The 23,513-nt window shown below is 62.3% G+C and carries 22 protein-coding genes and 1 riboswitch; of the genes, 4 read left to right on the top strand and 18 right to left on the bottom strand.

All coding sequences use genetic code 11. The features are described from left to right. The first annotated feature begins 78 nt into the window (after nt 1–78). Nucleotides 79–158, top strand: a riboswitch (SAM riboswitch). 82 nt (nt 159–240) lie between these two features. After that, nucleotides 241–1,422 carry an O-succinylhomoserine sulfhydrylase gene (locus RSO67_RS19775; protein WP_315840227.1) on the top strand — a complete coding sequence of 394 codons (1,182 nt, stop codon included), beginning with the start codon at nt 241–243 and terminating at the stop codon, nt 1,420–1,422. 152 nt (nt 1,423–1,574) lie between these two features. On the opposite strand, the gene RSO67_RS19770 is transcribed toward RSO67_RS19775, so the two are convergent. The 3 genes from RSO67_RS19770 to RSO67_RS19760 are packed head-to-tail and all read right to left on the bottom strand — an operon-like array spanning nt 1,575 to nt 4,557. Then, complete coding sequence (locus RSO67_RS19770; RefSeq protein WP_315840226.1) at nt 1,575–2,546, bottom strand: SGNH/GDSL hydrolase family protein; 972 nt, start codon at nt 2,544–2,546, stop codon at nt 1,575–1,577. Next, the gene (locus RSO67_RS19765) at nt 2,546–3,304 is read right to left on the bottom strand and encodes an SGNH/GDSL hydrolase family protein (RefSeq protein WP_315840225.1); all 759 of its coding nucleotides are present in this window, start codon (nt 3,302–3,304) and stop codon (nt 2,546–2,548) included. Before RSO67_RS19765 ends, RSO67_RS19770 begins: the two co-directional genes overlap by 1 nt. After that, entirely contained in the window at nt 3,301–4,557 is a 1,257-nt protein-coding gene (locus tag RSO67_RS19760) for an OpgC domain-containing protein (protein WP_410001760.1), read from the bottom strand. Before RSO67_RS19760 ends, RSO67_RS19765 begins: the two co-directional genes overlap by 4 nt. Nucleotides 4,558–4,787: 230 nt before the next feature. On the opposite strand from RSO67_RS19760, the gene apaG reads away from it, so the two are divergent. Next, entirely contained in the window at nt 4,788–5,180 is a 393-nt protein-coding gene (apaG, locus tag RSO67_RS19755) for a Co2+/Mg2+ efflux protein ApaG (RefSeq protein ID WP_315840224.1), read from the top strand. 865 nt (nt 5,181–6,045) lie between these two features. Here the strand turns inward: apaG and RSO67_RS19750 are convergent. The 3 genes from RSO67_RS19750 to RSO67_RS19740 all read right to left on the bottom strand — a co-directional run bounded on the left by RSO67_RS19750 (nt 6,046) and on the right by RSO67_RS19740 (nt 9,495). Next, a complete protein-coding gene (locus RSO67_RS19750) occupies nt 6,046–7,044 on the bottom strand; it encodes an Hsp33 family molecular chaperone (RefSeq protein ID WP_315840223.1) in 999 nt (332 codons plus the stop codon). A gap of 274 nt (nt 7,045–7,318) precedes the next feature. After that, nucleotides 7,319–8,257, bottom strand: a complete 939-nt coding sequence (gene argF, locus RSO67_RS19745) for an ornithine carbamoyltransferase (RefSeq protein ID WP_315840222.1) — start codon at nt 8,255–8,257, stop codon at nt 7,319–7,321. After that, complete coding sequence (locus tag RSO67_RS19740) at nt 8,257–9,495, bottom strand: aspartate aminotransferase family protein (RefSeq protein ID WP_175369590.1); 1,239 nt, start codon at nt 9,493–9,495, stop codon at nt 8,257–8,259. The genes argF and RSO67_RS19740 overlap by 1 nt, the downstream gene beginning before the upstream one ends. Nucleotides 9,496–9,941: 446 nt before the next feature. On the opposite strand from RSO67_RS19740, the gene RSO67_RS19735 reads away from it, so the two are divergent. Next, nucleotides 9,942–10,451, top strand: a complete 510-nt coding sequence (locus tag RSO67_RS19735) for a GcrA family cell cycle regulator (protein ID WP_068737968.1) — start codon at nt 9,942–9,944, stop codon at nt 10,449–10,451. Nucleotides 10,452–10,693: 242 nt separating this feature from the next. Here the strand turns inward: RSO67_RS19735 and phoB are convergent, their stop codons facing one another. From phoB to RSO67_RS19680, 11 genes are all read right to left on the bottom strand, one after another. Beyond that, nucleotides 10,694–11,398 (bottom strand): phosphate regulon transcriptional regulator PhoB, encoded by a 705-nt coding sequence (gene phoB / locus RSO67_RS19730; protein ID WP_068737970.1) that lies wholly within the window; start codon nt 11,396–11,398, stop codon nt 10,694–10,696. 91 nt (nt 11,399–11,489) lie between these two features. Further along, nucleotides 11,490–12,203, bottom strand: coding sequence for a phosphate signaling complex protein PhoU (gene phoU, locus RSO67_RS19725; protein ID WP_315840221.1), 714 nt, complete (start codon nt 12,201–12,203; stop codon nt 11,490–11,492). A gap of 28 nt (nt 12,204–12,231) precedes the next feature. After that, complete coding sequence (pstB, locus tag RSO67_RS19720; protein WP_315840220.1) at nt 12,232–13,059, bottom strand: phosphate ABC transporter ATP-binding protein PstB; 828 nt, start codon at nt 13,057–13,059, stop codon at nt 12,232–12,234. Further along, complete coding sequence (gene pstA / locus RSO67_RS19715) at nt 13,056–13,901, bottom strand: phosphate ABC transporter permease PstA (RefSeq protein ID WP_089266762.1); 846 nt, start codon at nt 13,899–13,901, stop codon at nt 13,056–13,058. The genes pstB and pstA overlap by 4 nt, the downstream gene beginning before the upstream one ends. Before the next feature lies 1 nt (nt 13,902). Beyond that, nucleotides 13,903–14,901 carry a phosphate ABC transporter permease subunit PstC gene (pstC, locus tag RSO67_RS19710; protein ID WP_086937148.1) on the bottom strand — a complete coding sequence of 333 codons (999 nt, stop codon included), beginning with the start codon at nt 14,899–14,901 and terminating at the stop codon, nt 13,903–13,905. Nucleotides 14,902–15,048: 147 nt separating this feature from the next. Beyond that, nucleotides 15,049–16,059 carry a phosphate ABC transporter substrate-binding protein PstS gene (gene pstS, locus RSO67_RS19705; protein WP_315840219.1) on the bottom strand — a complete coding sequence of 337 codons (1,011 nt, stop codon included), beginning with the start codon at nt 16,057–16,059 and terminating at the stop codon, nt 15,049–15,051. A gap of 439 nt (nt 16,060–16,498) precedes the next feature. Then, the gene (locus RSO67_RS19700; protein WP_315840218.1) at nt 16,499–17,815 is read right to left on the bottom strand and encodes an ATP-binding protein; all 1,317 of its coding nucleotides are present in this window, start codon (nt 17,813–17,815) and stop codon (nt 16,499–16,501) included. A 39-nt stretch (nt 17,816–17,854) separates the two neighbouring features. Next, entirely contained in the window at nt 17,855–18,901 is a 1,047-nt protein-coding gene (locus RSO67_RS19695; RefSeq protein WP_315840217.1) for a lysylphosphatidylglycerol synthase domain-containing protein, read from the bottom strand. A gap of 265 nt (nt 18,902–19,166) precedes the next feature. Next, nucleotides 19,167–19,676 carry a DinB family protein gene (locus RSO67_RS19690; protein ID WP_315844311.1) on the bottom strand — a complete coding sequence of 170 codons (510 nt, stop codon included), beginning with the start codon at nt 19,674–19,676 and terminating at the stop codon, nt 19,167–19,169. Between the two features lie 2 nt (nt 19,677–19,678). Beyond that, nucleotides 19,679–19,978 (bottom strand): hypothetical protein, encoded by a 300-nt coding sequence (locus RSO67_RS19685; protein ID WP_315840216.1) that lies wholly within the window; start codon nt 19,976–19,978, stop codon nt 19,679–19,681. Continuing rightward, nucleotides 19,975–21,378 carry an OmpA family protein gene (locus RSO67_RS19680; RefSeq protein ID WP_315840215.1) on the bottom strand — a complete coding sequence of 468 codons (1,404 nt, stop codon included), beginning with the start codon at nt 21,376–21,378 and terminating at the stop codon, nt 19,975–19,977. The genes RSO67_RS19685 and RSO67_RS19680 overlap by 4 nt, the downstream gene beginning before the upstream one ends. 162 nt (nt 21,379–21,540) lie before the next feature. Here RSO67_RS19680 and RSO67_RS19675 point away from each other — a divergent pair, with 162 nt between their 5' ends. Next, entirely contained in the window at nt 21,541–22,599 is a 1,059-nt protein-coding gene (locus RSO67_RS19675) for a polysaccharide deacetylase family protein (RefSeq protein WP_315840214.1), read from the top strand. Between the two features lie 59 nt (nt 22,600–22,658). Here the strand turns inward: RSO67_RS19675 and RSO67_RS19670 are convergent, their stop codons facing one another. After that, complete coding sequence (locus RSO67_RS19670; protein WP_315844310.1) at nt 22,659–23,384, bottom strand: CBS domain-containing protein; 726 nt, start codon at nt 23,382–23,384, stop codon at nt 22,659–22,661. Nucleotides 23,385–23,513 lie beyond the last annotated feature (129 nt).

Here is a 23,513-nt window from a genome sequence, read left to right as displayed (position 1 = left end):
AGAATACACTGAAAAATAGCGACTTTACCGGTTATCTCAGCCCCGCCTTGACGAAAAGGGCAAGCGGGAATATGCACATCGTTATCCCGTGGTGATTTGAGCCGGCCGGCTTGCAGCCACGTAAAATAAGTCGCTAAACAGGCCGGGGACACATGTCCTTCCAGCATGCGATCCCGGCCTGAGGACGTCCGTCCAGGCCGGTTTTTTGTGCCCGTGTTACGCGGGTACGTTGGAGGTCACATGTCTACGAAGTCCTATCGCCCCGAAACCCGGCTCGTTCATTCCGGCGCGCTGCGCTCACAATTCAACGAGACGTCCGAAGCCCTCTTCCTCACGCAGGGCTTCATCTACGAGACCGCAGAAGCCTGCGAGGCGCGGTTCAAGGGCGAAGATCCCGGTTTCATCTATTCGCGCTTTTCGAATCCGAATACGTCGATGTTCGAGAGCCGCATGATCGACCTCGAAGGTGCGGAGGCTGCGCGCTCGACGGCCACCGGCATGGCCGCCGTGACCACCGCCATTCTCGCGCCGCTGCGCATGGGCGATCACGTCGTTGCTGCGAAAGCCCTGTTCGGGTCCTGTCGCTACGTCATCGAGGAGTTGCTGCCGCGCTATGGCATCGAATTCACCCTCGTCGACGGCCTCGACCTCGACCAGTGGCAGAAGGCGATGCGCCCCAACACCAAGTCGCTGTTCCTGGAAAGTCCGACAAATCCGACGCTCGACGTGCTCGACATATCTGCCATCGCTGACATCGCCCATGCCGGCGGCGCGCGACTGATTGTCGATAACGTGTTCGCGACGCCGCTCTGGCAGAGCCCACTGGCGCTCGGTGCAGATGTCGTCGTGTATTCGGCAACCAAGCACATCGACGGTCAGGGACGTTGTCTCGGCGGCATCATCCTGTCGTCGAAGGACTTCATCGACGAGCATATTCATAACTATCTGCGCCAGACCGGCCCCTCGATCTCACCATTCAATGCGTGGACGCTGGTGAAGGGACTGGAGACGCTGGCGATCCGCGTCGAGCGGCAAACCCAGACGGCCGCGGCGATCGCGGATGTGCTGGCCCAGCATCCGAAGATTTCGCGATTGATCTATCCGGGCCGCGAGGACCATCCGCAGGCGACAACGGTGAAGAAGCAGATGCGCGCCGGCTCGACGCTGATCGGCTTCGAGGTGAAGGGCGGCAAGGCAGCGGCGTTCCGCGTCCTCAATGAGCTGAAGGTCGCCCGGATCTCCAACAATCTCGGCGATGCCAAGAGCCTCGTCACGCATCCGGCGACGACGACGCATCAGCGCCTGCCGCTGGAAGCACGGCTCGAACTCGGGATCACAGAGGGCTTTATCCGCTTCTCGGCCGGCCTCGAGCATCGTGACGATCTGATCGAGGATCTTGAAGCGGCGCTGGCGAAGGCTTAGCCAATCTCTCCATCGTCATTGCGAGGAGCACTTGCGACGAAGCAATCCAGACTTTCTTTCAAGCAAGACTGGATTGCTTCGCCCAAACGAATTGCTTCGCAATTCGCCAAGGCTCGCAATGACGGCTGAGAGGTATTCGCCCCTCTTCGAACTTACAGCGGCTTCTGCGCCTGCTGAATCTGCGGCTCGTTGATGCCGAGCTTCACCTGGCCGACCGACTTGATGATGTTGTCGCCGAGCAACTGCGCGAAGCAGGCATAGCCCCAATCGTTCATATGCAGGCCGTCGGCAATGACAAAGCTGTCGAACGACATCTGCTGGCCTTCGTGCCATTCCTTCATCACTTCGAAGCGCGGGAAGATGCCGACCTTGCGCAGTTCGGCCACCTTATGCAGCAGCGAGACCATCTTGCTGGTGCCTTCGGGACGCGTATTCACCAGCGGCGAATATTGCGGATCGACCAGCACCAGATCGGCGCCCGCCGCCTGAATGCGGGCGACGCCGTCTTCCACCATCTTGCTGGTTTCGCCGGGATCGAGATTGCGCAGCACCGCATTGGTGCCGACCTGCCAGATCACGAGATCAGGCTTCGAATTGATCACTTCGCTCTGCAACCGCGCCATCATTTCCGGCGCGTCTTCGCCGCCCTTGCCGCGGTTGAGCACGGTGATATTGGCCGAGGGATAGGCGCGATGCAACTGCGCTGCGAGGCGGTTCGGATAGGTGAATTCCGGCGCCGTCGAACCGTAGCCTTCGGTGGAGGACGAACCGAACGCAACAATGACCACGGGCTTGCCGGCAACAAGCTTGCTGGCCACATGCGGCAGCGCGCCCATCGCCTTCATGCCGCCTTTCGGCGCGCGGCAGGGGACGCGGCTCAAGATATCGGTAGCGGTCTTTGCGACTTCCTTGACCTTGTCGATGGCCTTCGCAGCGACGCCCCTCTTCGCGGCGTCCGCGGGATCATTGACCGCAACGCTTTGGTCGGCGCCCTTGCTGTCAGCCGGGGCGGCCTGCGCCGCTTCGGCGTGCGCGATGGACGATGAGATCGGGAGTGCGAGAGTCGTAGAGGCGGCAAAGGCAGCGACGACAGCAAAGCGAGACAAATGGCCGACGAAACTCATTAACGCTGAATCCTCAAATCCGCTGCTTTGATCTTGGCCGCATCGACGACAAAGGTCGAAAGCGCCCGGCCAAGACAATCATGCACCCGCCTCGCCAGCTCCATGCCGGGCGACGCGCTGAACAGGTCAAAATCACCGCTCTCATTCCAGTGCCGCATGATGGCGAAACGGTCGAACAGCGGGACGTCGTGCTGCTGCGCCACCACGCGCATATTATCTAGGTAGGCGGAGCCGGAAATCATCGTCTCCGTGCGCGGACTGTACTGCAGATTCATTAAAATGACGTCAGTTCCGGCCTTTTGCATGACGGCAACGCCCTCATCCAGGGCGTTCCGGAAGTCCTCGGCGTCGGCCTGTTTCATGGCATCCACGGTTCCGGTCTGCCAGATCACCAGGTTCGGCTTCTTGTCCGTCACCAGCTGTTCCAGGGTCGGAGCCATTTCCTCGGCGGTCTTCTTGACCTGCAGTTCCAGCGCCACGTTCACCTCGACGCCCGGCAGCTTCTCCTTGAGATAGGTCTGTAGCCGGTTCGGATAGGCCGCGGAGTGGTCGGAGACCCCGATCACCGAGGATCGGCTGCCAATGACCAGAATATCGAGCCTTCCGCCCGGTTTTGCCGCGGCCTCGACCTTGGGCAGGGTGCTTTCGGATGTCAGGAGGTAGGCAGGAACCTCACAGGTATGCGCGGGCGGTTCGGCCCGGACAGGAGCCGCCACCAGCAGGCCAGCCAGCATCGTGAGCCGCAGAACGGCCTTCATGCTTCCCCTCCTGCGAGATCCGCGTCGGATCGTTTGGCGCGGGATCCGCCTTTGACAGTGACGCCCTTGTACCACGAAAACACCCAGGCGGCGGTTGACATAACAACTATGCCGAGGAAGCTGATCAGGGCATGCATGCCGGCTCCGCCGGCGACCTCAGCCAGCACGAAATGGCCGGCAAAGGCCAGGAACACCCCGATACAGAAAATTTCGAGGGAGTGCTGGCCGCACAACACCATCGGCCGCAGCCAGACCGATTTCAGCCCCGGCCACTCCTTGGGCAGGAAACGGACGGTGAGCGCCGCCAGCGCCAGGAAGTGGGCGAAGCGCAGCACGTCGAGATCGGTCTTGTTGATGGGATACATCCACTGCTCGATGACCTTCGGCAGCAGATGATGGATCTGCGGAATGTACCAGGTCAGCGTCACCCAGAACGCCGCCAGAAGATAGGCCACGCAGAGCCACAGCGTGATGTTGGATGACAGTATCCGCGACATCCTGACGGCGCCGCCCAGTGCACACCAGGCGCCGAACACGAACAGCAACTGCCAGGCGAACGGATTGAAGGCCCAGACGCCGTTCGGGTAGGCGGTCAGATGCAGGTCGAATTCCCAGGTCAGCGCATAAAGACCGACCGACAGCGCCAGCGTGAGATCGGCGCGGCGCCGCATCAGCCAGAGGATCGGCGGCAGGAACAGCATGAGGACGATATAGAGCGGCAACACGTCCATGTTCACCGGGCGAAATTTTAGCAACAGCGCCTGAACGATGGTCACATCGGGCTGTTTGAGAAAATCGAGAATTCCCATTTCCTCGGAATAGAGCGGGTTCTCGAACCGCGTCGCAACATAGGAGATTTCCGCGAGGAAGATCGTGAACAGGAAGACGTGGGCGACATAGATCTGCCAGACCCGCTTGAAGATGCGCGCGCTGGCGACCAGCGTGCCCTGCTCCTGCATCGCGCGGCCATAGACGAAAGCGGCGGTATAGCCGGAGATGAAGATGAAGATCTCGGTAGCGTCACTGAAACCGTAATTACGGATCGTCAGCCAGGTCAGGATATTCGGCGGCAGGTGGTCGATGAAGATCAGCCACAGCGCCAGCCCGCGAAACAGATCGAGACGCAACTCACGCTCGGTGCCTGCAACGGGAAGCGACACGGTATCGGCACGCGCCGAGGCCCGCGACGCGGATACGTGCATTGACGTGTCTGCGTGGAGCTGGTCGGCGATCGGATCGACAACAGAGGTCATTCAGCACCGCTCAACGGCAATCGTCGCATAATGAAAATTAACCGTCCCACCACACGCAGGCCATTTGCATGGGACGATCCGTCACGTCATAACCAAATCAGGGATCGATTATGCGGTAACTATGTTGAAACAGCGATGGCCCGCCGGCGTTGGACGCCGAACTTCACGTGATTTGGCCAAAGGCGCGGTTTTCGCTATGCTTGCGACGTATTTTGAACGATGACACCGCCATGTACCGCGCCATAACACGACAGATCGAAGTCACCGTCGAACCGAATTTCATGCCCGAACGCTCGTCGCAGGAGAAGCGCGAGTTCTTCTGGTCCTATACGGTCGTCATCACCAATGCCGGCAAAGAGACCGTGCAGCTGAAGACCCGCCACTGGATCATCACCGATGCGGCCGGCCGCATGCAGGAAGTGCGCGGCGAAGGCGTCGTCGGCGAACAGCCCGTGCTCGGCCCCGGCGAACGCTTCGAATACACATCGGGCGTGCCGCTGCCGACGACGTCCGGCTTCATGGAAGGCACCTATCAGATGGTGACCGATACCGGTGAGCCGTTCGAGATCGACGTGCCGCTATTTTCGCTGGACGGACCGGACAGGAAGCGTGTGCTGAATTAGGGGCAGGTCTTCTTCTCCCTCCCTCAAGCGGCGAAGCTGCGCTGAAGGGGGATATCGCTGGCGCCTGTGCGCCATCGCAGATTCAACTGTCAAACAGCCACTGTTCTGGAGAGCCTTGTCCTTCAGACATGCGTCATCGCCCCCATTGTTTGCGGCGCGGGGGCGCCGTCGTGCTTCGCATTCCCGCCCCCTTGCGAGAGGGCGTGCGGAACGCCGGGTGCCCGTTGCACCCTTGGGCCTGATGCGAATGCGGTCTTCCGCAAAGTTGGTGCATCAGGACTTTCGGAGGCGCCGAGCAAGTGCCCGACGTTCCGCATACGGTGTTTTTTCAGCCTGCTTGCACTTTGCCTTGGCGAACGGTCCGATCACCAAAATGATGGTCCCACGGCGGAGGGACAGGGAGCCTCAAGCGAGTAAGCCGGACGCGTTTCGAGTTGGTCGTCCGTCACACTGTCCAGAGGGTCTTTCCGTCCGAAGGTCGGCCGTCTCCTTGCCAGTGGCAGTGCTGGCGCAGATCCGTCCTGCCCGAAGACAGACGTCACCCCCAAACCGCGTAACGCCGCATCTCCGGCGTCCACCGCATCCCACCCCGCGAACGTGACGATCGCGATCGCCCCTCTCGGTGGGGCAGGACGATGGGGAATATAGTCCATGGAGGGATGTTGTCAATTAGAGATAGGAAAAAATGTTTAGGCGCGCCAAGCTATCATTCCCGGGCACGGGCGCGCCTTCGCGCACGTGAACCCGGAATCCTGACCTGTTCAGCGCCAAACACTCTGACATTCCGGGTTCGCATTTCAGCGGCTTCGCCGCTTTCATGCGCCCCGGAATGACGAGCTTGAGTCGGGAGGACGCGGGCGAATGCCTACTCCACGCCCGCTTCCTGCGGTGTGAACTCGTACACCGACGAACAGAACTCGCAGGTCACGACGACCTTGTCGTCCTTGACCATATCGGCGCGGTCCTGCGGCTCGAAGCTCTTGAGCATGCCGGACACGGCATCGCGCGAACAGGAACACTCCGCGCGCAGCGGCGATGGGGCGAACACGCGGACGCCACGCTCGTGAAACAGGCGATACAGCAGCCGCTCGCCGGATAGATCCGGATCGATCAGCTCGACATCCTCGACGGTGCCAATCAGCGACTGGCCCTCGACCCAGGCGTCATCTTCCGGCACGGCATCCACGGTCGCGCCCTCCGGCGCATCGCCGGCATGGAGGTCGCGCTGCACGCGCTCCGGCGCCTTCGGCAGGAACTGCAGCAGCATGCCACCGGCGCGCCAGCGATGTTTCGGGCCGCCTTCCTCGCCGCTGCGCCATTCTTCGCCGACGGCGAGGCGCACCTTGGTCGGAATCTGTTCGGAGCGCAGGAAGTATTCATGCGCGGCATCTTCCAGCGTGCCGCCATTCAACGCGACGAGCCCCTGATAGCGGCTCATATCCGCCCCCTGATCGACGGTCATCGCCAGATGGCCCTTGCCGAGCAGCGCCGCGGTGCCGAGACCGGGCAAAAGGCGCTCGGCATCGAACCGCGCATAGGCGCGCATTTTATCGGGCGCGCGGAAGTCGACGATCATCAGCGACACCGGACCGTCGGTCTGGGTCTGCAGGATGAAGCGGCCGTCGAATTTCAGCGACGAGCCGAGCAGCGTGGTCAGCACGATCGCCTCGCCGAGCAGCTTGGCCACCGGCGCGGGATAATCATGCTTGGCGAGCAGCTCGTCGAGCGCCGGGCCAAGCCGCGTCAGCCGCCCGCGCAGATCGAGCGGCGCAACCTCAAAGGGCAGCACCGCGTCATCGACCGGAACGGAGGACGGCGCGCGGATGGGGGCGTCGGGCTGGAGATTTGGATTTGATGGGGTCATGGCGCTCTATTTGGGGGCGGAGGGCCGCAAGTGAAAGGGGGCGATGGAACCGGGAAATCCAGGTGACGCACGGCTTCTTCCCCTCTCCCCCAGCGGAGCAAAGCTCCGCGCAGTGGGAGAGGGTGCCTGAGCGAAGCGAAGGCGGGAGAGGGATAGCCGCAAAGCTCGGCGCTTGTGGATATGCCTCTCCCGTCTCGAACCCGCTTCGCGTGTTCGATCCACCCTCTCCCACGGCGCGCAGCTTCGCTGCGCTCGGGGAGAGGGGAAGAAAAGATCACGCCACCGCGTTGAGGCACCAGGCCAGAATGCCCTTCTGCGCATGCAGACGGTTTTCGGCCTCGTCGAACACCACCGACTGCGGACCGTCGATCACCTCGTCGGTGACCTCATCGCCGCGATGGGCGGGCAAGCAATGCATGAACAGCGCATCGGGCTTGGCCAGCGACATCAGGCGCGCATTGACCTGATAGGGCTTAAGCAGGTTGTGGCGGGTCTCGCCGTCCTTGTCGCCCATCGACACCCAGGTGTCGGTGACGACGCAATCGACGCCCTTCACCATCGCATCGGGATCGTCGCTGAAGGTGATCGGCGCGTTTGCAGCCTTGACCCAGTCCTTGAACGGCTTCTTCGGCGACAGCTGCGGCGGCGTCGCGATATTGAGCTTGAACTGGAAGCGCTCGGCCGCATGCGCCCAGGACATCAACACATTGTTGTCATCGCCGGTCCAGGCCACGGTCCGGCCCTTGATCGGACCACGGTGCTCTTCATAGGTCATGACATCCGCCATCACCTGGCAGGGATGCGAGAACCGCGTCAGGCCATTGATGACCGGCACCGTCGCATTTTCCGCAAGCTCCACCAGCGAGTCATGATTGAGGATACGGATCATGATGATGTCGACGAAGCGCGACAGTACGCGTGCGGTGTCGGCAATGGTCTCGCCGCGACCGAGCTGCATTTCGGCACCGGTGAGCATCACGACTTCGCCGCCGAGCTGGCGCATGCCGACCTCGAATGACACGCGGGTGCGCGTCGACGGCTTTTCGAAGATCATCGCCAGCGTCTTGTTCTTGAGCGGACGATCGGGCTCGGCATTGGTGCCATCCCGCCCCTTCAGCTTCGCCTTCATGGCGGCAGCCGCGTTCATGATATTGCGCAACTCACTGGCCGGCACGGCCGTGAGATCGAGGAAGTGCCGCGGTGACGTGCTCATCACGCGGCTCCCTGCGTCTTTGCAGATGCCTTGGCGGATGAGCCGAGAGCCACGCAAGCCTGTTCCAGCCGCTGCACGGCCTGCTCGATCTCGGCCTCGCTGACGATCAGCGGCGGCAGGAAGCGCACGACATTATCGCCGGCGCCAACGGTGAGCAGCTTCGCGTCACGCAGTGCGGCCACGAGATCGCCCGCCGGCACGACAGCCTTGAGGCCGATGAGAAGACCTTCGCCGCGCACTTCGCTGAGCACATCTGGATGGCCATCGACCACGCCTGCGAGTTTCTGTTTCAGCAACAGCGACATCTTCTTCACATGGTCGAAGAAGCCGGGCTTCAGCATGATATCGAGCACGGAATTCGCCGCGGCCACCGCCAGCGGATTGCCGCCAAAGGTCGAGCCGTGGGAGCCGGGCGCCATGCCTTCAGCCGCTTCCGCCGTGACGAGGCACGCGCCGATCGGGAAGCCGCCGCCGAGCGCCTTGGCCAGCGACATCACATCAGGCGTCACGCCGATGCGCTGATAGGCGAACAACTCGCCGGTGCGGCCCATGCCGGTCTGCACTTCGTCGAATATCAAAAGGATGCCGTTCTTGTCGCAGAGTTCGCGCAATGCGCCGAAGAACGCGTTGCTCGGCGCACGCACGCCACCTTCACCCTGCAGCGGCTCGATGAGAATGCCGGCGGTGTTCGGACCGATCGCCTTCTTCACGGCTTCGATATCGCCGAGCGGCAACTGGTCGAAGCCGTCGAGCGGCGTGCCGTAGCCTTCGAGATATTTGGCAGCGCCGGTCGCGGCGAGCGTGCCGAGGGTCCGGCCATGGAACGCGCCTTCAAAGGTGATAATGCGCGTGCGCTCGGGATGGCCTTTGGAGAAATGATAGTGCCGGGTCACCTTGATCGCGCATTCCATCGCTTCCGCACCCGAATTGGCGAAGAACACGAAGTCGGCAAAGCTCTGTTCGCACAGCCGGGCCGCGAGGCGCTCGCCGTCCGGGCTCTTGAACAGGTTCGACATGTGCCAGAGCTTGGTGGCCTGCTCCTGCAATGCGGCGACCATATGTGGGTGCGCATGGCCAAGTGCGTTCACGGCGACGCCGCTGGTGAAATCGAGATAGCGCTCGCCATCGGTTCCAATCAGCCACGCGCCTTCACCGCGCTCGAAAGCGACATCCGCACGCGCGAAAACAGGCAGCAAGTGAGCCTGAGAGAGGGGCGAAGACGTTGCGTTGCTGGTCATAACCGATCCGATCGAAAAGACTGCGGCCGCGTCGATGACAACTGTGCGAAATCGAACAACGGACCCTAGAAACGAAACGTGCCGCCCTTCTCGGGCGGCACGTGGGCATTATTCTATGTGTGCTGTGAAGACTGTCAACCGCGCACTGCGGCTTTCGAGTCACACGGAGTCGCAGAAAAAGCCGATTTTGCAGCTTTACTTGCAGAAGCATGTGGACGCGGCATGCCCGACTCTTGCGCGCGAGTCACGGCATATTGTAGCTTTTGCCTCGTCGGATACGACATCTCGTGCGGCGGTAGATCCTTTTGACACATCCAGTGCGGCGTAACAGCCGGACGCGAAATTCGCGCCCGGTGAGCGCTAAAGGATTCTGACCGCAGGGATTTTTGAAGTCTCAACTCGCAGCGCTGCCCGGTCAGGCCGGCGCTCACGAAGGGAAAACGGCGATGACGGTAATGACATGGACCGACGATCGCGTCGAACAGTTGAAGAAACTCTGGGAAGGCGGCCTTTCCGCCAGCCAGATCGCTGCGGAACTCGGTAACGTGACCCGCAACGCCGTGATCGGCAAGGTTCACCGCCTTGGCCTGTCCGGTCGTGCCAAGAGCCCCTCCTCGGCAGCTCCGCGGCAGCGCAAGGCGCGCCCGGCGCAGCAGATGGTACGCGTCGCCCGCCCGATGGCGCGCGGCAATACCGCGCTGGCCCATAATTACGAGATCGAGGCCGAGCCCGACCCGATCGCCTATGACAACATCGTGCCGATCAGCCAGCGCCTGTCGCTGGTCGAACTCAACGAAGCCACCTGCCATTGGCCGATCGGCGATCCGTCGAGCGCGGACTTCTATTTCTGCGGCGGCAAGGCCCTGGCCGGTGCCCCCTATTGCGCGCATCACTCGCGTATCGCCTATCAGCCGGCCAGCGACCGCCGCCGCGCGGTCCCAAAGCCGACGCGCTGAGCTGGAAAGCATCTAAACCAAATGAAAATGCCCGGTGATGAGCCGGGCATTTTTTATTTGGGGCTTCTTACCTCGCCCCGCTTGCGGGGAGAGGTCGAGGCCCGCATGCGAAGCATGAGGGCGTCGGGTGAGGGGGACGCTCCACAGACTCCGAAGCCGATGGAGAGTCCCCCTCATCCGACCCGGCGTCGCTGCGCTATGCCGGGCCACCTTCTCCCCGCAGGCGGGGAGAAGGAAGATATCTACTCCGCCGCCTTGTCGAAGCGATCGTCCAGCGCATAGCCGGCGCCGCGCACGGTGCGGATTGGATCGGGCTCACCGGCGGGATTGAGCAGCTTGCGCAGGCGGCCGATATGCACGTCGACGGTGCGCTCGTCGATATAGATGTCGCGGCCCCAGACGCTGTCGAGCAACTGCTCACGGCTGAACACCCGGCCCGGATGTTCCAGGAAGAACTCCAGCAGGCGATATTCGGTCGGACCGAGATCAATCGGGCGGCTGGACCGCACGACGCGGCGCTTGTCACGGTCGAGTTCGATGTCGCCAAACGCCAAGACGGTGGCGAGACGCTCGGGAGCTGCACGACGGAGCAGGCCCTTCACGCGGGCCAGGAGCTCCGGCACGGAGAACGGCTTGACGATGTAATCGTCGGCACCGGTGGCGAGACCGCGAACGCGCTCGCTCTCTTCGCCCCGCGCCGTCAGCATGATGATCGGCAATGCCTTGGTTTCAGGCCGTGCGCGCAGACGGCGGCACAGTTCGATGCCGGAAAGACCCGGCAGCATCCAGTCGAGCACCACGAGATCCGGCACCCGCTCCTTCAAGCGGGTGTCGGCATCGTCGCCGCGCGCGACGGTTTCAACATCATAGCCTTCGGCGTCGAGGTTGTAGCGAAGAAGCGTCGTGAGGGCTTCCTCGTCCTCCACCACCAGAATGCGTGCATTCACAGCCATATGGTCAATATCCTCAGTGACGTCCGAAAAGCCTTTAGGTCATGATCCTTGCGGAAGACTGGCTTCCACTTTTCCGGATCATGCTTCAGACCGTCGGCGTATTCGCGAATGTGGTCATGTCGCCCTTCGGGCGCTTGTCGAGGATCTGTTGGCCCTCGATCATGTAGAACACGGTTTCCGCAATGTTGGTGGCGTGGTCACCGATCCGCTCGATGTTCTTGGCGCAGAACATCAGGTGGATACAGAACGAAATGTTACGCGGGTCTTCCATCATATAGGTCAGGAGTTCGCGGAACAGCGAGGTGCAGATCGCATCGATTTCCTCGTCGCCCTTCCACACCGTCATGGCGGCCGGCAAATCGTGTGCGGCATAGGCGTCGAGCACGGCCTTGACCTGGGTGGTCACGAGGTCAGTCATGTGTTCGAGGCCGCGGATCAGCTTCAGCGGATGGAAATCGCTGTCGAGCGCATTGACGCGCTTGCCGATGTTCTTGGAGAGATCGCCAATCCGCTCGAGATCGGTGGCGACGCGCAGCGCGCCGACGATCTCGCGCAAATCGACAGCCATGGGCTGGCGCTTGGCGATGGTCAGCACGGCACGCTCTTCGATCGTGCGCTGCAACTGGTCGATCTCGGCGTCGGTGGCAACGACGCGCGCACCGAGCGCGACGTCCCGGCGGATCAGCGCATCGACGGATTCGACGATCTGCCGTTCTGCGAGGCCACCCATCTCGGCGACGAGACGGGTCAGCTCCTGCAGATCGTCGTCGAAAGCCTTGGTGGTGTGTTCAAAAGCCATCTCAAATTCCTCCCGCGAATATGTCGCGTCAGCCGAAGCGGCCGGTGATGTAATCCTGGGTGCGGCGATCGGTCGGCGACGTGAAGATCTTGTTGGTCTGATCGAACTCGATCAGCTCGCCGAGATACATGAAGGCCGTGCTGTCGGAGACGCGGGCAGCCTGCTGCATGTTATGGGTCACGATCGCGATCGTGTACTGATCCTTCAACTCGTCGATCAGCTCCTCGATCTTCGCGGTCGAGATCGGGTCCAGCGCCGAGCACGGCTCGTCGAACAGGATCACTTCCGGCCGAACCGCGATGGTGCGCGCGATGCACAGACGCTGCTGCTGACCGCCCGACAGGCTGAGGCCCGACGCGTTGAGCTTGTCCTTGACTTCGTTCCAGAGCGCACCGCCGCGCAGCGCCCTCTCGACGCGCACGTCCATCTCCGACTTGGAGATCTTCTCATAGAGGCGGATGCCGAAGGCGATGTTTTCGTAAATCGTCATCGGGAACGGGGTCGGCTTCTGGAACACCATGCCGACGCGGGCGCGGAGCAGGTTGAGATCCAGCTTCGGATCCAGAATGTTCTGATTGTCGAGCATGAGCTGACCTTCGGCGCGCTGGCCGGGATACAGATCATACATACGGTTGAAGATGCGCAGCAGCGTGGACTTGCCGCAGCCCGACGGGCCGATGAACGCAGTCACCCGGTTCGCCATCAGCGTCAGGTTGATCTTCTTCAGGGCGTGGTGTTCGCCATAGTAGAAGTTCAGGTCGCGCACGGTGACCTTGGGACGGGTCTCGCCCTGCAGGGCCGACGGCGGCGGCATCGAGACGGAAGGAACGCCAGACGACACAGAAAGCTCACTCATTTTGCTGTCCTCTCGGCGCCGAGAATGCGCGCGCCAATGTTAAGGGCAAGTACGGTCAAGGTGATGATCAGGGCACCGCTCCAGGCGAGCTGCTTCCAGTACTCGTAGGGGCTCTGCACGAAGTTGTTGATGGTCACCGGCAGGTTGGCCATCGTCTTGGTGAGATCGAGGCTGAAGAACTGGTTGCTCAGCGCGGTGAACAGCAGCGGCGCCGTTTCACCAGCGACACGCGCGGTCGCCAGCAGCACGCCGGTGATGAGACCGGCGCGGGCTGCACGATAGGCGATCCGCTTGATGACCAGGGAGCGCGGCAGGCCGAGCGCCGAGGCCGCTTCGCGCAGCGGGTTCGGCACGAGACCAAGCATGTCTTCAGTGGTGCGAACCACGACGGGGATCACGATCACGGCGAGCGCAAGCGAACCGGCGAGAGCCGAGAAGCCGCCCATCGGAACCACCACCGCACCATAAACGAACAGGCCGATGATGATGGACGGGGCCGACAGCAACACGTCGTTGATGAAGCGGATCACCGAGGTGAGTTTGTCGTGCTTGCCGTATTCCGCGAGATAGGTGCCGGCGAACAGGCCGAGCGGCGCGCCGATGCCGACGCCGATGACGGTCATGATGATCGAACCGACGATGGCATTGAGCAGGCCGCCTTCCATGGAGCCGGGCGGCGGCGTGTTCTGGGTGAAGATCTGCAAGCTGATGCCGGCGATACCGTTGTAGAATAGCGTGAACAGGATCAGCGCGAGCCAGGTGACGCCAAAGAGAGCGGCACCCATGCAGAGCCCACGGATGATCATGTCGTTGCGACGGCGTGAAGCGTAAATCGGGTTCATATTAGTTGCCCGCCTTCTTTTCCAGACGCAGCAGCATCAGACGCGCTGCCGAGAGCACGAAGAATGTCAGCACGAACAGCAGGAGACCGAGCAGGATCAGACCCGATTGATGCAGACCGTCGCTCTCCGCGAACTCGCTGGCGATCGCCGCCGAGATCGTAGTGCCTGGGCCGAAGATCGAGCCTGTGATACGGAACGAGTTGCCGATGATGAAGGTCACCGCCATCGTTTCACCGAGCGCACGGCCGAGCGCCAGCATGACGCCACCGATCACACCAACACGGGTATAGGGGATGACGACGTTGCGGACGACTTCCCAGGTGGTGCAGCCGACGCCGTAAGCGGCTTCCTTGAGCACCGGCGGCACGGTCTTGAACACGTCGACCGAGATCGAGGTGATGAAGGGCAGCACCATGATGGCGAGGATCAGCGACGCGTTGAACAGCGAGAGATAGGACGGCGGGCCGGCGAAGATCACGCCGAGGACCGGGACGCCTTCGAAGGCGTTGATCATGAATGGCTGCACGTGGTTGGCCAGGAACGGGCCGAGCACGAAGAAGCCCCACATGCCGTAGATGATCGAGGGAATACCGGCGAGAAGCTCGACCGCCATGCCGATCGGGCGGCGCAGCCAGTTCGGGCACAGTTCGGTGAGGAAGATCGCGATGCCGATGCCGACTGGGATGGCGATCGCCATGGCGATCACCGAGGTGATCAGCGTGCCGTAGATCGGGCCGAGCGCTCCCAGCACCGGCGGATCAGCCGACGGTGCCCAGCGCTGCGTCGTCAGGAACGAGAAGCCGAATTCTCGAAGCGCCGGCCACGCACCAACGATGAGCGACAGAATGATGCCGCCGAGGATAAACAGAACGGACAGAGCCGAAATGCGGGTGATCCAGTAGAACGCCTGGTCCCCCGTCTTGAAGGCATTCAAAGCCTTCGCACGATCATAAGGTCCGGCAGCGTCCATCGAAGAGCTCTGTACGGCCATGTCTGCCACGCCAGTCCCCTGTAATTGTTACAATACCCCAAAACGCATTGCCCTGGAGGGGCTTGTCAGGGCGCGAAGTCAGAAGAGAAGAAGAAAGAAATTCAGCCCTGCAGCAAACGGAGGAGAGATGCCCCTCTCCTCCGCCCACAGACCAGATCAGCTCTTGATGTCAGCCGACCAGGTCTTTTCGATCAGCTTGACGACGGGTTCCGGCATCGGAATGTAATCGAGCTCTTCAGCCATCTTGGCGCCCTTCTCGAACGACCACTTGAAGAACTTGATCGCTTCAGCCGAGGCCGCCTTGTCGGTCGGGGCCTTGTGCATGAGGATGAAGGTCGCAGCAGTGATCGGCCACGAGGTTTCGCCCGGCTGGTCGGTCAGGATGACATAGTAGCCAGGAGCCTTGGCCCAATCGGCGTTCGACGCAGCAGCCTGGAAAGCCGCGACGGTCGGCTGCACGGTCTTGCCAGCCTTGTTGACCATGCCGGTATAGGTCAGCTTGTTCTGCTTGGCGTAAGCGTATTCAACATAACCGATGGCATTCTTGGTCTGGCCTACGTTGCCCGCGACGCCTTCGTTGCCCTTGGCGCCGACGCCAACCGGCCACTCGACGGCGGTACCGGTGCCGACCTTGGTCTTCCAGTCAGCCGAGGCCTTGGACAGATAGTCGGTGAAGTTGAAGGTGGTGCCCGAACCGTCCGAACGACGAACGACGGTGATGGCGGCCGACGGCAGCTTCAGCTTCGGGTTCAGCTTGGCGATGGCAGCGTCGTCCCACTTGGTGACCTTGCCGAGATAGATGTCGCCGAGCACTTCGCCGGAGAGAACCAGCTCGCCCGAGGCGATGCCTTCGAGATTCACGACGGGAACGATCGCGCCCATCACCATCGGCCACTGAACCAGGCCGTCCTTCTCGAGCTGCTCAGCCTTGAGCGGCGCGTCGGTGGCGCCGAAGGTTACGGTCTTGGCCTGGATCTGCTTGATGCCGGCGCCCGAACCAATCGACTGGTAGTTCAAACCATTGCCAGTCTCTTTCTTGTAGGCGTCGGCCCACTTCGAATAGACCGGGAACGGGAAGGTTGCGCCGGCACCCGTGATGTCGGCGGCAAATGCCGAGGTCGAGGCGGCGACGAGGCCGGCAGCGACGATCGCTTTGAGGAATTTCATGGGATGTCTCCAATCTCGTGAGCGACCGCGCCGGATGCGCCAGTTGTGCTCACGCCGCCCGTTTAGGGGTGGTCGATTGTGCTTTTATGATAGTTCCGTGACACTTGGATGACGGCACCAAGCATCTGTAAATGCTTTGTTTTTCTGCCTCCGCGGATAATTTTACCGTGCAAATGACATCGAAAATGCCCTGCCATAAGGGCCATGCCCGGCCGTCAAAATCCGCCGTCACAGGGGTTAACAATATGTTTCAGCAGGCGGAATCCGGCCTCGCGCGCATGCGCGCGTATGACAACGGCGGGTACGATATTGAGGGTGATCGGACGCAATGCCGCACCATCCGCCAGGGCTTTTTTGACTGTCCGAGCGACGCGCAGCGCTGCCCGACCGCCCGAGGGCGGTCGCTATGGGCGCAGGAGAACGAAGGGAGTTTAGGGCGTCAGGATGCCGCGGAGGCGGGAGGCGCCGGCAGCGTCTTCACCTGTGGAAAGGCGGCGGTAAAAGTCGCGCCGTTCTTCGGCACGCTTTCGATCAGCAGCCGGCCGCGGTGCCGGTTCAGGATGTGCTTCACCAGCGAGAGGCCAAGGCCCGTACCGCCCTGTGCGCGGCTGTCGCCGACATCGACCCGGTAGAAGCGTTCGGTCAGGCGCGGCAGATGCTCGGGGGCGATGCCCGGGCCATAGTCCCGCACGGCGACGCGGATTTCCGGCACACCTTCCGCAGTCGACTCCGTGGTCAACGACACGTCGACCTTGCCGCCGGATGCGCCGTATTTCAGCGCGTTCTCGATCAGGTTCTCGAACAGCCTCAACAATTCCTCGCGATCGCCGGCGATGGACACCGGCGTCTCCGGCAGCGCCATTTCGATCCTGACGTTGCGCTCGTTGGCGAGCGGCTCCAGCCCATCGCCGACCTGACGGATAATGGGGAGAATATCCACCAGCGTATCCGGCCGCACATGCGCCGACAGCTCGACGCGCGACAGCGACAGCAGATCGTCGATTAGCCGTGCCATGCGGGTCGCCTGCGCATGCATGATGCCGAGAAAGCGCTCGCGCGCCTTGGCGTCGTCCTTGGCCGGTCCCTGCAACGTATCGATGAAGCCGGACAGCGCCGCCAGCGGCGTGCGCAGCTCGTGGCTGGCATTGGCGACGAAATCGGCACGCATTTCCTCGACACGGCGCAGCGGCGTCTGGTCGTGGAACGTCATCAGCATGCAGGTGTCGGTGCCGCCAAAGGCGGTCGGAACCGGCACCGGCGTGATCATCAATTCCATCCAGCGATCGACCGGAACGTGATCGAGATAGGTCGCGCGACGCGGCTCGGTGGTGGCGATGGACTCGCGCAAGGCGGTGATGATCTCCGGCGAGCGCAGCGCGAATTGCGCCAGTTCGTTCTTGCGGAGTGCCGGCGCGAGCTGCGCCGCTGCGGCATTGAGATGGATGACGCGGCCGGCGCGGTCGAGCAGCACGGCGGGATCGGGAATGCCGGCAATGATAGCACGCACCGCGGGCGCCTCGACAGGATTGGCGGCCAGCGCCTCGTCGCGCGCCGTCACCACGTCATGCAGCCGCCACGGCACCAGCGCCGCGCCGGCGATGCAGACGAACACGATGCCCGCGCGCAGCGGCGACAACTCGCCGAAAAACACCAATGCGGCCAGCGCCAGGCCGGCGGCCAGCAGGATGATCGCCGAATGCCGCAGCCGGTCCGGCCACGGCGAAAACATGGTCGATGGAGAAGCTTCAATGGCCATCTGAACCGGATCTCTTCCTGCTGCGAATGCGAACGTATATCAGGCGCCGGAGCGACCATGTTCCTTGAGCGGGTGGCCAACGCCGGGCTTGGCGTCCGCCGCGACCGCCTGCAGCTTTTTCGATCGCGAACCGATAATAAGCTCGCGAAGCGTCAGTAACATGACTGATATAAAGAACGGCGCGAGGTAATAAAGCACCCTGAACAGCAGCATGCCAGCCAGCAGCTTTTCCTGATCCATCATTTCGAGGCCAACCAGCATGGCGGCATCGAACACGCCAAGACCGCCGGGCGAATGGCTGGCGAAACCCAGCAAGGTGGCCGAGACGAACACCACCGCCACCACAACGAAACCGACGTCAGGCTCGGCGGGCACCAGCATGTACATCGCGAGCGCACAGAAGCCGAGATCGATGATGCCGATGGTGATCTGCAGCAGGGTCAGCGGACCGCCAGGCAGTACCACCGACCAGGGGCCACGGCCGACGCTGCGGGGCTTCATCCAGACCCAGACCACATAGCCGACGAGGCCGGCGAGGATGATGTAGGCCAGGATACGGTTCATCCATGGCGGCACCTGGTTGATCGCGCTAGCCGCTTCCGGGTGATAGGCGATGCCCATACCGAGCACCGCGAGATTGCCGAGCCAGAAGGTGAGGCCGGCGAGAAAGACGATCTTGGCGACATCGACGGCGCTAAGATCCCAGGCCGAATAGATGCGATAGCGCACCGCGCCGCCGGTGAAGACGCTGGCGCCGACATTGTGGCCGATCGAATAGCTGGTGAAAGCGGCCAGCGCGTTGATCCGGTACGGCACGTCGCGGCGACCGATCGTGCGCACCGCAAACCAATCATAGAATGTCAGCGTGAAATAACCGGCGGCAACCGACAGCGCGGACAGCATGATCAGCCGCGGCTCGGTCTCTTTCATCGCCCGGAAAACGGCGGCAGCGTCGATGTTCCGCAGCTTGTGATACAGCATGTAGCAGGCGACGCCGATCACCGCGACGCTGATCAAGACACCGAGCTTGTGCAGGATTTGCTTCTCGCGCAGAAACGAGATCGCCCTGCGTATTGCTTCCAGCATCTCAACCTCGAATGCGATCCCCTGACCAGAGAGATCTGGACCAGGAAGTCAGACTAGCCTCGGCGGAACCGCCACATCAGTTGTCTCCGGCACAACCGTCGTAGCGCGTTTTGCGGCAAAGTGGAATTCGCCGGCTGTGAATAAAAACAAGCCACATCAGTATATTAGGTCAGCCCTAACAAACCACCAGCCTCTCGGGCGCATTCGCTGCGGCAAAATGCCAACGTCCCGACGCGTCTCACGTGACAATGAGGCTTTCGTGACCTCATGCCGCCGATTTGGCGGCGAGACGTTGAAAAAATAACAGATCGAGTTCGGGCGCCCCGCCTGTCAGACCCGTCAGCAACGCATGGACTTGCCCGCGGTGATGGGTCTGATGATTGAACCAGTGCGCCAGGGCCGGCGCCAGCTGCTGTTCAAATTCTTCGGGAGACGACACCCGGCGGAATTTGATGGTGCCGTTGAGACGGCGCTCGTCGAGCCCGTCCACATAACCGAGAATCCGGGCATCTTCGGCGATGCGCGCCGCATGCAACCCGTCGCAGGTCTCATACAGAATGGCATCGAGACGATCCGGCGCCTCGCCTTCGCCGGTGAAGCGCTTCATCCAGATCCGGTCCGTTGCCAGCAGATGATTGAGCGTGCCATGGACGGATTTGAAGAACGCGCCCCGGTCGGCCTGATATTGCTCGCGGCTGAGCGCGCCCGCCGCGTCGAACAGTAGGCCGTTGGCCCAGACATTGTACCGGCCGAACATGCGGTAATGGTCGAGCAGCGTCACGCCGAGCGCGCCTGCTGCCGGGTCACCACGATATCGCGCAGCCACGACCCGATGGCGCAGCCGACGAGATAGAAGCCGAACAATGCGAGGCCGAGATCGAGCCAGTAGCCGAAGCGGCCGGGCACGACTTTACCAATCGCGACGCCGATGATGACCGCGGCGATTACCGACAGGCGCTGGATCCAGACCCGCGACACCGAACGCCCGCGATAGACCACGGCGATCCAGCCCATGCAGAAGCCGATCAGGAACGCCCCGAGCAGCCAGCCCCAGTGAAACATCGCAAGATAAGTCATGGCGCTTGCCTCACGACGAATTCGATCCGGCGATTCTGCAGCTTGCCTTCGTCGGTATCGTTGGTGGCGATGGGTTGGGTACTGCCGTAGCCGCTGGTGGAGAAACGGTCCGCCGGCAAGCCGGCCTTCACGAGATATTCTTCAACGGCGAGCGCGCGCTTTTCCGAGAGCGACTGATTGAACGCCGCGTCGCCATCGCCGTCGGTGTGACCGGCGATCTCGACCCGGACATTGGGACAGCGCATGGCGATTTCCACGAGGCGATCGAGCAAGCCCGCGGAATCCACATTGATGCTGGCGCTGGACGGCTCAAACCGGATGCGGCCCTTGGTCAGGTTCTGCGCGAAGAGCTGCTGGCACACGCTGGCATCGACCGGTGCCGCGGCGGGCTTCACCGATACTTCGGCTTTGGCCTGCCAACCCTGCGGGAGCTCGCGCGCGAGACTTGCGCGTATCTGGTCGGCGGCGGCTTCGTAGAGCGCGTCCCCCGACAGCTTCACCTCGCGATCGGACACCACCAGCGTGCCGGTCGACAGCCGCGACAGCGCACCCAGCGCCGTCGTCACCGCTGCCGCAAAACCACCGGGCGCGCCGATGCTAGCCTTCAGGTTGTCGACGATCTTCTCATTGCCGAACTTGCGTCCGGCAGCCGACGCAAGCGCGGCGTGGATGTTGTTGTCCGGGACATAGCCGCTCAGCGTCAGCGTGTTCGTCACCGGGTCCTTGTTGGCCTGGAACACATAGGGCGGCGCCTTGATGTCATTGGCCGCGACCGTGAAGCCTTCCGGCAGATTCTTCAGCGCCGCCGCAATGGCTTCGCGGCCACCGAGATCGCGCGCCATGCCGGAGAGGCTGACATTGGTATCCGAAATCACCGCCTTGCCTTCCTTCAGCTTGGCGACCTGATCAAGCAACAACACAGCCGCGGCATCGAAGCGAACAGGCGCGCCGCGCTTCAGACCCATGCGGTCGGAGACCTCGGTTCCGCTGAGTGCGGCGCGGGCCGCTTCCACAATTCGCGCCTTGCTGGCCGGCAATGGCGCGGTTCCCCATAGCGTGACGCGGACATTGTCGCGCTCCGCGACCCAGACGAACGGCTTGGCTTCCGCGACGAGACGGGTCTCGTCATTGACCAGGCGAACGCCCGGCGTGGCCTCGACCGACGAGACCGCACTGCGGCGACCGTCTTCGGAAAATGCTTCGGCAGAAAACGATACGTCACGGCCGGCAACCGTGATCTGGCTCTTGTCGAGGATCGTGTTTTTCAGCGCCTCAGTGCTACGCGCCGTTAAATCCGTCTCAAGCGGAATCGTGCTAACCCAGGCAGCAACCGCCCAAAGGATGGCAAGCGGGATGAGCCCGGGCCACCATTTGGCACTCCACCTGTAAAATCCGTGCATTCGACGTCCTGCGGGTCTGGAAACAGAGAGAAAACAAACCCTTGCGGGACTGTCAAACTGAAATCAAGGCAAACCTCTGGCGTCGCCGCGGGTATTCGAATAACGCTTTGTTCAATCGTTTCTGATCATTTCCGTGGGTAGCATCAATTGCTCGGTCATACGATGAAGCAGATTCGCAATACGATTATTCGTGCCGGGCTGGATGCGCTGTATTTCAGCGGCGCCCACCGGGTGTTGCGACCTATCTTCGGCGGCGTCGGCACGATTTTCATGCTGCACCATGTGCGCCCTGCGCATGCCGGTTCGTTCCAGCCCAACCGTCACCTCGAGATCACGCCCGATTTCCTGCGCGCCACCCTCGCTTATCTGCGCGCAACCGACGTCGATATCGTGACCCCCGATGAAGTGCAGCGGCGGTTGACGGAGCGGGATTTCTCGCGCCGCTTTGCCTGTTTCACCTGCGACGACGGCTATCGCGACAACCGCGACCATGCATTGCCCGCGATGCGGGATTTCGACGCGCCCTTCACGGTCTATGTCACCAGCGACTTCGCCTCCGGCACAGGCCGGCTATGGTGGGTGGCGCTGGAGCGCGTCGTTGCCAGGGCCGACGCGATCGAGGCCCCGATCGACGGACAGATGGAGCGCCTGGACACATCGACTCTCGCCGGCAAGGACATGGCGTTCGACCGCCTGCATGGCTGGCTGCGCGGATTGCCGGAAGAAGCGGATGTCCGCCGCGAGATCAGCGCACTCTGCGCCGCGCATGGCATCGACGAAGACGCGGTCAGCCGCGAACTGTGCATGTCGTGGGACGAACTCAAACCTTTCGCCGCCGATCCGCTGGTGACAATCGGCGCGCATACTGTAAGTCACTGCAATCTCGCCAAGCAGACCGAAGCGATGGTCGTGCATGAGCTGTCAGCCAGCCGCACCGATATCGAAAACGTTCTGCAGCGCCCGGCCGTGCATCTTGCCTATCCCTATGGCGACCGCTGCGCTGCTGGTACACGGGAATTCGCATTGGCGAAAGGCGCCGGCTTCGAAACAGCCGTGACGACGCGCCCCGGCGTGATCGCCTCGGACAACTCCTCGCAGCTCACGGCGCTGCCGCGGGTCTCGCTGAACGGCAACTATCAGGACACCCGCTATCTGCCGGTGCTGACCTCCGGCGCGGCCACCGCGATGTGGAACGGCTTCCAGCGCGGCGGCACCGGATAGTCTGGCCATGCGCTGCAGGCGAACTGCAGCCTTGCTGGAGTCTTGCGTCCCGCGCCGGATCAGACCGGCTTTTGCGGCAGATCGGTATCCGGCGGAAAGTACACGCCCGACATCGGATCGACCCAGCACAGATGCTCGTTGACGCGGGTGACGCCAGCCACATTTTCAGCAGCCACGACGATCGCCCGACGGACATTCTCGTCCGTGATGAAGCCGTCGATGTCCACGACGCCATCCTTCACCCGGACGTCGAGGCCGAATGGTGTCCATTCGTTATGTCTGAGCACAGCGACGATGCGACGGCGGATCAACGCATCACTCGACCCGACATCGGAGACATCTTGCATGACATCAGCGATGGCTTCGACGAAATTCTGCCGGCTGACGATACCCACGAGTTTGTCGCCCTGCACCACCGGCACGCGTTTGATGTGATACTTCTCCATCACCTCGACGACATCGGCCAGCCCGGTCTCCTCGGTCACCGTGCGGACCTCGCGGGTCATGATCTCGTGCACCTTGCGGCCGGCTTCGCGGACATAATCGATGGCCTGCAGGCTGGGGCCACGCACGAATTCGAGCCAGCGCGGACGCCTGCGCTGCGTGCCGACCTCGTGCCGACGCAGGAAGTCCCGCTCGGTCACGATGCCAACCAGCTTGCCGGCCGCATCCACCACAGGCAATCCGCTGACGTGGTAGTCGATCATCAGCCTCGCAGCTTCGCTAATCGACGCGTCTGGCGACACGGTGACGAGCTTGCGGGTCATAATTTGATGAGCTCTAATGACACTCTCCCGTTGGGTTGAGGTCCGTTTGCTGGACGAACCAACGCGAGAAGCCTACGCCGGCCGCCAGTTCCGGCATTGATCTGGCTCAACTGCAGCGGCGCTTGTTGACTCGCCTTGCCCGCCGCC

It is taken from the genome of Tardiphaga sp. 709 (genome assembly GCF_032401055.1).
GTDB lineage: Bacteria > Pseudomonadota > Alphaproteobacteria > Rhizobiales > Xanthobacteraceae > Tardiphaga.
Note: the sequence above shows the minus strand (reverse complement) of the source record. Positions and strands in the feature narration are given on the sequence as shown.